The 11,011-nt window shown below is 43.4% G+C and carries 11 protein-coding genes and 1 tRNA gene; 11 read left to right on the top strand and 1 reads right to left on the bottom strand.

The features are described from left to right. Nucleotides 1-181: 181 nt before the first annotated feature. The 11 genes from Q7J27_10800 to Q7J27_10750 all read left to right on the top strand — a co-directional run bounded on the left by Q7J27_10800 (nt 182) and on the right by Q7J27_10750 (nt 10,379). A complete protein-coding gene (locus Q7J27_10800) occupies nt 182-619 on the top strand; it encodes a hydrogenase iron-sulfur subunit (GenBank protein ID MDO9529631.1) in 438 nt (145 codons plus the stop codon). Nucleotides 620-781: 162 nt separating this feature from the next. Then, entirely contained in the window at nt 782-1,792 is a 1,011-nt protein-coding gene (locus Q7J27_10795; protein MDO9529630.1) for a 4Fe-4S dicluster domain-containing protein, read from the top strand. An 18-nt stretch (nt 1,793-1,810) separates the two neighbouring features. Next, on the top strand, nt 1,811-2,335 hold the full coding sequence (locus Q7J27_10790) for a 4Fe-4S dicluster domain-containing protein (GenBank protein MDO9529629.1): 525 nt from the start codon (nt 1,811-1,813) through the stop codon (nt 2,333-2,335). A 56-nt stretch (nt 2,336-2,391) separates the two neighbouring features. Then, nucleotides 2,392-3,243 carry a CoB--CoM heterodisulfide reductase iron-sulfur subunit B family protein gene (locus Q7J27_10785; GenBank protein ID MDO9529628.1) on the top strand — a complete coding sequence of 284 codons (852 nt, stop codon included), beginning with the start codon at nt 2,392-2,394 and terminating at the stop codon, nt 3,241-3,243. A 230-nt stretch (nt 3,244-3,473) separates the two neighbouring features. Further along, nucleotides 3,474-4,514 carry a 4Fe-4S dicluster domain-containing protein gene (locus tag Q7J27_10780; GenBank protein ID MDO9529627.1) on the top strand — a complete coding sequence of 347 codons (1,041 nt, stop codon included), beginning with the start codon at nt 3,474-3,476 and terminating at the stop codon, nt 4,512-4,514. Between the two features lie 25 nt (nt 4,515-4,539). Next, nucleotides 4,540-5,379 (top strand): FAD/NAD(P)-binding protein, encoded by an 840-nt coding sequence (locus Q7J27_10775; protein ID MDO9529626.1) that lies wholly within the window; start codon nt 4,540-4,542, stop codon nt 5,377-5,379. A gap of 229 nt (nt 5,380-5,608) precedes the next feature. Next, nucleotides 5,609-6,469: an agmatinase gene (gene speB / locus Q7J27_10770; protein MDO9529625.1), complete on the top strand. Its 861-nt coding sequence runs from the start codon at nt 5,609-5,611 to the stop codon at nt 6,467-6,469. Next, nucleotides 6,466-7,014 carry an arginine decarboxylase, pyruvoyl-dependent gene (locus Q7J27_10765; GenBank protein MDO9529624.1) on the top strand — a complete coding sequence of 183 codons (549 nt, stop codon included), beginning with the start codon at nt 6,466-6,468 and terminating at the stop codon, nt 7,012-7,014. Before speB ends, Q7J27_10765 begins: the two co-directional genes overlap by 4 nt. Before the next feature lie 66 nt (nt 7,015-7,080). Further along, nucleotides 7,081-9,249 carry an ATP-binding protein gene (locus Q7J27_10760; GenBank protein ID MDO9529623.1) on the top strand — a complete coding sequence of 723 codons (2,169 nt, stop codon included), beginning with the start codon at nt 7,081-7,083 and terminating at the stop codon, nt 9,247-9,249. After that, nucleotides 9,246-10,241, top strand: coding sequence for an adenylate/guanylate cyclase domain-containing protein (locus tag Q7J27_10755; GenBank protein MDO9529622.1), 996 nt, complete (start codon nt 9,246-9,248; stop codon nt 10,239-10,241). Before Q7J27_10760 ends, Q7J27_10755 begins: the two co-directional genes overlap by 4 nt. 61 nt (nt 10,242-10,302) lie before the next feature. After that, nucleotides 10,303-10,379: transfer RNA gene (locus Q7J27_10750), tRNA-Met, on the top strand. 199 nt (nt 10,380-10,578) lie between these two features. Here Q7J27_10750 and Q7J27_10745 read toward each other — a convergent pair. Continuing rightward, nucleotides 10,579-10,782, bottom strand: coding sequence for a hypothetical protein (locus Q7J27_10745; protein ID MDO9529621.1), 204 nt, complete (start codon nt 10,780-10,782; stop codon nt 10,579-10,581). Nucleotides 10,783-11,011 lie beyond the last annotated feature (229 nt).

The following is an 11,011-nucleotide window of genomic DNA, read 5'->3' as shown; positions in this document are numbered from 1 at the left end:
AGTTAAGAGTGTAAAGTGAACTAAAGTGAGCTAAAGTGCCTAAAGTTAAAGAATGCGCTTTCAGCGCAGCCTGTTTCTAATTTGACCGCGCCGAAGGCGTGTACATTAACTTTAGCTCACTTTAGGCACTTCAAACTTTAGGCACTTTTGGGGTTGCGGCTTTGCCGCTTTAGAAGAATATATGGCTGAAAATAGACTAAATAAAGGCTGGGAGCCGAAGATCGTTGCTTTTTGCTGTAACTGGTGCACCTATGCCGGGGCTGACCTGGCAGGCATAAGCCGTATACAGTATCCCCCGAGTGTGAGAATAGTGAGAGTTCCGTGTACGGGGAGGATAAATCCCTTTTATATTGTCAAGGCTCTTCAGGAAGGGGCGGACGGTGTGCTTGTGTCCGGTTGTCACCCGGGAGAATGCCACTACCTGACAGGAAATTTGTCTGCCAAGAGGAAATTTGCCATGTTGAAGAATTTTCTTTCATACATCGGTATAGAACCTGACAGGACTGTATTTACATGGGTTTCTGCATCTGAGGGGGAGAGATTTGCCCGGGTTGTCCAAGGGGTGACGGATGCCGTTAAGGTGCTCGGTCCCATGGATAAACTGGCAAAAAGGATATAATGACAATTTACAGTGACCAGTGGTCATGGATCAGTCAAAGACGACTGTGTCGGGCGACGCCCGACCTGCCACGGGAGTAGGACAGGCGTCCACCGACCACCAGGGTAGGACAGGCGTCCTCGCCTGTCTATAAGGGTAAAAACGAACGGGGAATCAGAAGTAGTGGAAAGTATAGAAAAGAAACTGCGGGAAGAAGCAAAAAGACTGTTGGCTGAGAAAAAAGTTGACGTCATTGTGGGGTATGAAAAAGGGACCCTTCCTCTATGTTCCACACCCTGCTTTATATCAAATTCCGAGGATACAGACAGGCTCGTCTGGGATTTCTTCTGCAGGCAGAATTTAGCCAAGTATGTTCACGATTTACTTTTTCAGCATAAGGAATCACAAAGGAATGTCAAACCTGAGGAAAAAACAAAAAAGGTCATAGGAGTTGTTGCAAGAGGGTGCACTTCCAGATCCCTGATAATACATCTTCAGGAAAGACAGTATCACAGGGATGATGTGGTGATTATCGGTGTTCCCTGCACAGGGTATGTAGCCCAGGAAAAGATCGCCGATAGGGCAGGTGGCGAGGAGATACGTGAAGGGAGAGTTGAAGGGGATAAGGTCGTGGTTAAAACGGTAAGTGGCGTTAAAGATATTCCTCTAAGAGATGTTATTGCCGACAATTGCCTTACGTGCCGTTTCAATAATCCGGTTATATCAGATATTATGACAGCCACTGACGCCCAGCCTATGAGTCCCGATCAGGAATACGTTCAGGTTGATGAATTTGGGAAACGGCCCCTTGAAGAACGCTGGGCCTATTTTACAGGTGAAATGAGCAGATGTATACGTTGTTATGCCTGCCGTAACGTTTGCCCTTCCTGCTACTGTAAAGTTTGTTTTGTTGAACAGAGCCAGCCCAGATGGGTCGGAATCGGTATAGACGAAACGGACACGCAGGTGTTTCAAATAATGAGAATGTTTCATATGGCAGGACGTTGTGTTGATTGCGGCGCCTGTGTCGAAGTATGTCCCATGGGTGTGGATTTGAGAAGGTTTTTGAAAAAGCTGGATAAGGATGGGTTTGAACTGTTTAACCACAGGGTGGGAGCTGTGCTTGATGAACCCCCCCCTCTTGCCACTTTCAGGGATACGGATAAAGACGAGTTTATATTTGAGCCTGAGTAAAAAAATGGCGGAGAAGAGATGGAGACTTTTTTAGATAAGGTCAATGAAAGGATAGGAAACGTTCCTATACAGAGATGCTATCATTGCCGAAAGTGTACGGCAGGGTGTCCTGTAACCTTTGCAATGGATTACAATATAGATACAATCATAAAGATGATTCAGATGGGCAAAGAAGACGAGGTACTAAACAGTTCTACTATCTGGTTATGTGCTTCCTGTGAGACCTGTATTACACGCTGTCCCAATGAGGTTGACATAGCCAGGATGATGGATGTCTTAAGAGAGATGGCAATAGAATCAGGAGTAAGGATTAAAGAAAAGAATATACTGAAATTCCATGAGGCTTTTCTCTCAAGTGTAAAGATGGGTGGACGTATAAATGAGCCTCTTATGATTGTTGATTATAAGTTAAAGTCGGGTGATTACTTTTCTGATATGGCGATGGGTATAAGTATGTTTATGAAAGGCAAGCTTACTCTTTTCTCTCCGAGAACAAAAGACATGAAATCGGTAAAAAAGATATTTGAGGAAACGAAAAAATAGCTGACCTGTTTGAGCTCGAAGAATCATATTTTTCAAAGCTCTCAAGGAGGATATAGTTGAAAGTCTCGTATTATCCAGGATGTTCGCTTCATGCTACAGCAAAAGAATATGATCAATCGGTTAGAGCTGTGAGTGGGGCCTTGGGGATCGAGCTTAAGGAAATCGAAGACTGGTCTTGCTGCGGCGCCTCTTCTGCACACATGACCAATTTTAAATTATCCGTTGCCCTTCCTGCCAGAAATCTCGTCTCTGCAGAAAAGGATGGGCTGAATATGATGATGGTTCCCTGTGCGGCTTGCTTTAACCGTTTTAAAACGGCGCAATTTTATCTCAAAAGAGATGAAAAGTTGAGAATTGAAACGGAAAATATCGTGGGTGAGGAATACAAGGGAAGCATTGAGGTAAAGAATCCTGTAGATTTCATTTTTAATGAAATTGGCCTCGACACCCTCAATAAAAAGGTGACGAGAAAGTTGTCAGGCCTTAAACCGGTCTCTTATTACGGGTGCCTGTTGCTTAGACCCCCGGAGATCTGTGAGTTTGACAACTACGAGAATCCGTACATGATGGATGCGATTATGAAAATCCTTGGTGCCGAATCGCGCCCCTGGTCCTATAAGACGGATTGCTGCGGGGGAAGTCTTACCCTGGGCAAGACTGAAATAGTTGTTCACCTGGTAGATAAGTTGATGAGGATGGCGAAAGAAGCGGGTGCCAATTGTCTGGTTACTGCCTGTCCGATCTGCATGGCAAATTTGGATATGAGGGCCAGCGAGGGCATGAGGCTTCCGGCATTTTACTTTACGGAACTAATTGCCTTAGCAATGGGTGTAGGGGGACCGGATAAATGGTTCAAGATGCACAATGTTGATCCGAGACCCCTGCTTGACTCTCTGGGTCTTATATGAAAGTGCCTAAAGTTGATGAACTCGTAAAAAATGATAAACTGCACAATTTGTCATGCTGAACTTGTTTCAGCATCTAATTATCTCAGTAAGTTAGAGACCCTGAAATAAATTCAGGGTGACAAAGAAAGACTTTTTACGAGTACATCAAAGTTTAAAGTGATCTAAAGTGCCTAAAGTTAAGGATTTTAGTTAATTACATATAACCAAAAGCGAATTTACTAAGGGAATGTATGGAAAAAAGGCTAATAAAGAAAGAAATGCTTTACGATGTTATAAAAAGAATTTCTGAAGAAATATTGGTTTATGCACCGGTTAGGGAAGGAAAAGATGTTCTTTTCAGGGTTTTGGAAGAGGGGATGGAACTTTTAGTAGACTATCCCAATTCTAAAAATGCCCCCAAAAATATTTTCTTTCCTCATACTGAGGCAATGATGAGATATGCCAGAACCGACAGGGGAATGGAGATTTCGGGAAGCGGTGAGGAAGCAAAAGAGGCCGTGCTCTTTGGGGTTCGTCCCTGTGATGCCTTGAGTTTTGTCCTCCTGGATATGGTTTTTGACCAGAAGGAGTACAGGGATACCTACTATATTGACAAGAGGGGGAAAACAACGATCATCTCGCTCGCCTGCGTGCATCCCCCCTATACGACCTGTTTCTGCACATCGGTGGGGGGACATCCCATGTCTTCAGAAGGAAGCGATATACTGTTGACAGATCTCGGTGATACTTATTTTATCGAATTCCTGACCCCTAAGGGAGAAAAGCTTCTTGAAAAGTTTGGGAACCTTTCCGAGATTGATGACACAGTGGATTCAATAAAGAAGAAACTTTCCGATAACTCTGAAAAAAAGATTAAATCCCATATTCCGGCGAAGGAGAGCAAGGCCTGGCTGGATGACAATTTTGAACACCCATTCTGGGATACGATCCACCAACGGTGCCTTGCCTGTGGAACCTGTACCTATCTCTGTCCGACCTGTCACTGTTTCGATATCAGTGATGAGAACAAGGGTAATCGTGGAAGGCGGATAAGATCCTGGGACTCGTGTATGTACTGGTTATTTACCCATGAAGCGTCCGGCCACAATCCAAGACCGTCGCAGAAGGAGAGATGGAGACAGCGGGTGATGCACAAGTTTAAGTACTATGTGGACAATTTTAATGCTATTTCCTGTGTCGGTTGCGGCAGGTGTGTGAGGGATTGCCCCGTTAATATAGATATAAGGAAGATAGTTGAGGACATATCTAAATTGAAAGCTCTGAAACTATAAATCGTCTTTCTCTTGGGAGATAGTAATGCTGAATCCATATATGCCGATTCCTGTTGATGTGGAAAAGATCATAACGGAGGTGGACACGAAGGATATTAAGACGTTCCGTGTGGTTTTCGTCCATGAAGACGAAAAAGAACGCTTCAAGTATCTACCGGGACAGTTTGCTGAGCTTTCTATTTTCGGCAAGGGGGAATCCCCGATCGGTATTGCATCGTCACCGACCCAGCCGGACTATCTTGAGTTTACAATTCAGAAGGCAGGTGTTGTTACCTCCGCGCTCCATAATCTTGATGAGGGTAGCCGGATCGGTCTCAGAGGTCCCCTGGGCAATTCGTGGCCTATTGACTATCTTGAGGGGAAAAACATTGTTGTGGTTGGCGGCGGGTTTGCCTTTACCACTCTCAGGTCTCTGACTAACTATATGATTCATGATAATAACAGGTCACGGTTCGGGGATATCACCGTTGTTTATGGGGCAAGAAGCCCTGGTCTTTTGATGTACAAAGATGAACTTTCCGCCTGGGAAAAGAGGGAAGATATTAACATGTATGTTACGGTGGATAAAGGAGATGAGACCTGGAAGGGAAGGGAAGGGTTTGTCCCCACGGTCTGTAAGGAAGTAGGGCCGAGCTCTGAAAATGCCGTGACCCTGATATGTGGGCCACCAATTATGATCCGTTTTACACTGCCGGTATTTTTTGAATTAGGTTTTTCCAGAGAAAATATCATTACTTCTCTTGAGATGAGAATGAAGTGCGGGATCGGGAAATGTGGACGATGTAATGTTGGCAGTAAGTATGTCTGTAAGGATGGCCCCGTCTTTTTGCTGGCTGAACTCGATGAACTTACGAAGGAGTATTAGAGTCTTTATTCACAACAACTGCGTTTTTTGCGCAGATGTTGGTACCAGTTCAAGCAGCAAGATTTAGTTAAGAGTGTAAAGTGAACTAAAGTGAGCTAAAGTGCCTAAAGTTTAAAAATGCACTTTCAGCGCAGCCCGTTTCGAATTTGACCGCGCCGAAGGCGTGTACATTAACTTTAGCTCACTTTAGGCACTTCAAACTTTAGGCACTTTTGGGGACGTGTTTTTTATGAATTTTGGAGGAATACTTTCTGGTTTTTCTTCTTTTGAAGATTCAAAGTTTGTCGTGGTGCCTATTCCATACGACCTGACCTCAACCTATCAGTCTGGATCAAGGAGGGGACCGGCGGCCATACTGGACGCTTCCAGTAACATGGAACTCTATGATGAAGAACTCTGCAGGGAAACCTATCTTGAAGGAATTCACACCCTACCACCTGTAGAAACGGACGCCCGTGGACCGGAAAGAATGATCGAAACGGTACATGAAAGGATAAGTTACATTCTGTCCTTTGATAAGATACCGGCCATACTGGGAGGAGAACACAGCATTTCATTCGGAGCCGTCAGGGCAATGAAGGGGAAATACCCCTCGATTTCGGTGCTCCAGCTTGATGCTCATGCGGATATGAGAGATACCTATCAGGACAGCCCCTACAGTCACGCATCCGTAGGCCGCAGAATATCCGAGTTGTGTCCTCTTGTCCAGGCAGGTGTGCGAAGCTTCAGCAAGGAAGAGGCTGTCTTCTTAGCTAAAAGTGATGTAAAGACGTTTCCGGTGGGTTTTATACATGAAAATCCTGAATGGGTAAAACGGGTCTGTGAAAACCTGTCGGGTGATATTTATGTAACAGTTGATCTTGACGTACTTGACCCCTCTGTAATGCCGGCAACCGGCACACCTGAACCAGGAGGTATTTACTGGAATGACCTCCTGAGACTGATTAAAGAGGTATCCGGCAGATGCAAGATCCGAGGATTTGATATAGTTGAACTTACACCCATTCCCGGAATGGTTGCACCTGATTTTTTAGCGGCAAAACTCGCATATAGAATAATGGGTTATATAGCAGAAGGAGTTGAAAATTGAAAATATTCGTTCCCAAAAAGATGTTTTTTACAAAAGGTGTTGGTCATCATAAGGAAGAACTCCACTCTTTTGAGCTGGCACTCAGGAGTGCCGGTATAGAAAAATACAACCTGGTTAAAGTATCGAGCATATTCCCGCCAGGTTGTAAGATGATCTCGAAAGCTCAAGGCTTAAAAGAGCTAATCCCCGGGGCCATAACTTACTGTGTTATGAGTCGCTGCTCCAGTAATGAACCGAGAAGGCTTTTAGCTGCTTCAGTGGGTTGCGCTATTCCGGCTGACAAATCGGCGTATGGATATATCAGCGAATATCATGCCTTCGGACGGAAAGGAACAGAGGTGGGGGATTATTCGGAAGATCTGGCAGCCGCTATGCTGGCATCCACCCTGGGAATAGATTTCGATGTAGATGAAAGCTGGGACGAAAAGAGGGAGATATTCAAAATAAGCGGCAAGATTGTAAGGACACTTGATATCACCCAATCGAGTATCGTAAAGGACGGCGGACATACCACGGTACTGGCAGCCGCAGTATTCGTTTTTTAGGGTTTATGAAAAAGGTGGTGGTGGAACATATTCTTTGACTATCTGAGAGAGTCGCACACATACAGTATCACCCCTTTTTTAGGTTTTGTTGTTTTTGTATGTCTTGTGCTGATTTCCCTTTTAAAAGGCAGAAAAAACCCGGCAAATATCTTATTTGCAGGTATCTGTTTTTTAGTAGCAGTAATTAACATTGATGTTGCCTTAGTTTCCGTTATATCAAATAAAGCCCTTGCACTTAAAATAGACAGGTTATCCTATCTGTTTTTAGTATTTATTCTACCGGTATACATCCAATTTGTTCACTCATTCCTCGGAATTTCCCGGAGAAAATGGCTTGTATATACTGCCTGTTTTTTAAGTTTAATATTTCTCTTTTTTACCCAGACAGACCTTTTTATAAGCGGATTTAATGAATATTCTTTCGGAACAATCGCCAGAGCCGGCCCGGTTTATCACCTCTTTTCACTTGTCGCCATCTCAACCGTATTATACTGCATTCTAACCCTCTTTATGGGCATGAAGAGAGCGAGCAATAATCAGCAGAAAAACAGGATAAAATATGTACTTGCCGGTATGGGCTTGAGCACCATTCTCATTTCATTAAATTATCTTCCCGTCAGCGGTTTCAATGTTTATCCGATGGGCAACTTCAGCTTCATTCCTGCAATTATCTTAGCCTTTGGAGTGCTTAAATACGACCTTCTCGACATCGGTACCGTAATAAGAAAGGGAACTATATATTTTTCCCTGACTGCCATCCTGACGGTAATCTACATATTCATGATATACCTGTTCAACGTATTATTTATGTGGTCCGGGTATAGCAACCCTGTTGTGCTCTCTTTTTCCCTCGCTTTATTGATAGTCCTGTTGTTCAACCCAATAAAAATAAAGGTTCAGGAATGTATTGATAAACTCTTCTTCAGGGGGAAATATGATTATCAAAAAACACTCAAAGAAATAAGCTGGAAAATGACTTCTCTGCTGAAATTTGATGAAATTACAAACCTTCTGCTGGACTCTATTTCGGAGGCATTGCAGGTAAGTCACGTAACGCTCCTGATATATAATGATGAAAAAGGTTTTTTCCATTCATACTCGTATCAGAGCAAGCTGCCCGACGGTGTAGAGAAAAACCATCCGATAGTTAAATTTCTTGAGAAAAACAGGAGTTCCTTGAATCAGGTCGTCGTTGACAAGGTTTCTATTCCCGAAGAAGACAGAAATTCAATCGTCAATATCTTTAATACATTTAAAGCGTCTCTTGTTATCCCCATGATTTCAAGGGAAAAACTGACGGGAATGATATTACTGGGAGAGAAAAAATCGGAGGAACTGTTTGTTCATGAAGATCTGGAACTATTAGCAACCGTTGCAAATCAAAGTGCAATCGCTATAGAGAATGCAAGGAACTATGAGAAGCTTGAGAACCTGAATGTTGAGCTGGAAAGGAAGGTTGAAAAGAGAACGGCAGCCCTTCAACGTACCCTGGAAGAAAAAGACAAAACACAAAAGCAACTCATTCAGTCGGAAAGCCTCGCGGCCATTGGGCAGCTTGTTGCGGGAACAGCACATGAACTGAACAATCCACTATCGAGCGCTTCAAGCCTTCTCCAAACAAGTATAGAATCTATGGAAAAACCGGACGAAAAGGACGATGATGAAAGTGAAATAATAGATGATCTTAAATTTAGCCTGAAGGAGTTAGGAAGGGCAAGGGATATAGTAAAAAGTCTACTCGATCTCTCCCGACAGACACAGACGTACGTTGAACCGGTGAATATCAACGTGGTGATAGATGATGCATTGAGGGTTCTACACAACCAATATAAATACATCAGTGTAAGCATTGAAAAAGATTACGACGGAACCCTGCCCGAGATTGAAGGCAACTTTGCAAACCTGGGACAGGTCTTCATTAATATTATAAAAAATGCCATTCAGGCACTGCCCGAAGGTAAAGGCAAAATATCATTAAATACACGTTACAAAAAAGAGACGAATAGCGTAATAGCAGAATGCCATGACACTGGAAATGGAATTCCCCCCGAAACAATCAAGGATATCTTCAAGCCGTTTTTCACGACCAAAGGGGTAGGTGAAGGTACGGGCTTAGGTCTGTATATATCTCATGAAATCATAAAGAAGCACGGGGGAGATATTTATATCAAAAGCGAAACAGGTATGGGATCCACTGTTACAATAGTGCTTCCCTGTAAGAGGAGAGAAAAATGACAGGGTTATTGATAGTAGATGATGAAGAGGGGGTCAGGAGAGCCCTGAAGAAAGTTCTCGCAAAAGATGGTTACAAAATCCTCCTGGCGGAGAATGGCATGGAAGCTATCAATATCGTCCGGGATAACTGGCGGGATATAGAAACGGTAATATCAGATTTTAAGATGCCCGGCATTGATGGTCTCGAAACATTGATTGAAATAGGCAGTATTAGCCCCGAAATCACCAGAATTATGCTTACGGGATATGCAACAATGGAAAGTGCCATCCATTCGGTCAATGCAGGTATAGACGGATTTTTAACCAAACCCTTTGAAAACATCGAATTAAGAGCAAAAGTCAGAGAATACAATATCAAAAAGAGGTTAAAGCAGTTTGTATCAGAACAGATACTTACCGAACTGCAGAAGGAAGGAAAGAATATAGTTCCGAGAAAGCAAAGGGTCAGTATACTCTTCAGTGACATTCGCGGTTTTACAGAAATATCCGAAAAGCTGAGCCCGCAGGAACTTTCCGATATGCTCAATTCCCGTTACTTCTCACCCCTTGACAATATTATTTTTGAATATAATGGCACCCTGGATAAACACATCGGAGACGGTATCATGGGAATATTCGGAGCACCGATATCCTATGATGACGATGCGCTAAGAGCAGTGATGTGTGCTATAAGGATGAGAGAAGAAATGGCCAAAATCAACAAAAACCTTTCAAAGATTGATAAGGAAATTTCTATCGGAATCGGGATAAGCACTGGCGAGGTAATGGCCGGGATATTTGGATCACCAAGGAAAAAAGAATATACTGTTTTGGGATCTTCAGTCAACCTGGCAGCAAGGCTTGAGCGCCATGCCAAAAAAGATCAAATACTGATATGTGATGAGACCTACAAAGAAGTTCAGGATTCTGTAAAGGTAGAAAGTATGGACACTTTCCACATAAAGGGCATAGAAAGAAGAATAAATGTTTTCGAAGTAATAGAGAAATTATAGAAAAACTCTTGACATTTAAAAGGTATTGATTTAGTAACTTGTTCTTCAAATAGGTAAATGGCGCGGGGTGGAGCAGTCTGGTAGCTCGTTGGGCTCATAACCCAAAGGTCGCTGGTTCGAATCCGGCCCCCGCTACCAAACAATAAAAAGGGGTTACGAGAAAATCGTAACCCCTTTTGTTTTGCTTGTTTTGTCTTACCCCACGCTATACCCCACATTACGCATTGAATTCGGTCGTTTCCTGGTTTTTCCAACCTCTGCCAGTATATTTTTCTCATTTACTTTCATTGTTAAACGACCTTTCAACGTTTGCTGAAAATGGATCCATTAGTAAAAATCAGGAATGTGGATTTCTCCCAGCACGAGCCAGCATTCGGACACAGACCTGATAATCCTCTTCGACATTAACCAGGGCCTCTTCGGTGAGGTTGTCAGGATTGAGACCGCCTTTTTCATAGAGTAGCTTCCCCTGTTCATAGTGACCTGCCCGCTTGCAGTGCCGTATCCTCGCGGGCAGTTTCGGCGGCGTCCGCCACGGCAAGCTGTATTAATTCTTTGTGTTGATTTCAGTAATAATACTATTAAATGACTATCTGACCTTAGTGTAATTAAGAAAATTATTGTTGACGTCACCTACTTATCAACGCCCTTGACTGTACCGAGAGATTACCCATTATTTAGGTGAGTGGCGCAGGGGAACTACCCCCCTGCGCTCTCTCAGAACTGGACGTGACAGTCTCCCGTCATCCAGCTCCTATTGTCCAGCCTTG

It is taken from the genome of Syntrophales bacterium, from assembly GCA_030655775.1.
Taxonomy (GTDB): domain Bacteria; phylum Desulfobacterota; class Syntrophia; order Syntrophales; family JADFWA01; genus JAUSPI01.
Note: the sequence above shows the minus strand (reverse complement) of the source record. Positions and strands in the feature narration are given on the sequence as shown.

Coding starts and splice junctions, on each gene's coding strand:
- Q7J27_10800 (MDO9529631.1), top strand. CDS start 182: ATGGCTGAAAATAGACTAAATAAAGGCTGGGAGCCGAAGATCGTTGCT.
- Q7J27_10790 (MDO9529629.1), top strand. CDS start 1,811: ATGGAGACTTTTTTAGATAAGGTCAATGAAAGGATAGGAAACGTTCCT.
- Q7J27_10780 (MDO9529627.1), top strand. CDS start 3,474: ATGGAAAAAAGGCTAATAAAGAAAGAAATGCTTTACGATGTTATAAAA.
- Q7J27_10775 (MDO9529626.1), top strand. CDS start 4,540: ATGCTGAATCCATATATGCCGATTCCTGTTGATGTGGAAAAGATCATA.
- speB (MDO9529625.1), top strand. CDS start 5,609: ATGAATTTTGGAGGAATACTTTCTGGTTTTTCTTCTTTTGAAGATTCA.
- Q7J27_10755 (MDO9529622.1), top strand. CDS start 9,246: ATGACAGGGTTATTGATAGTAGATGATGAAGAGGGGGTCAGGAGAGCC.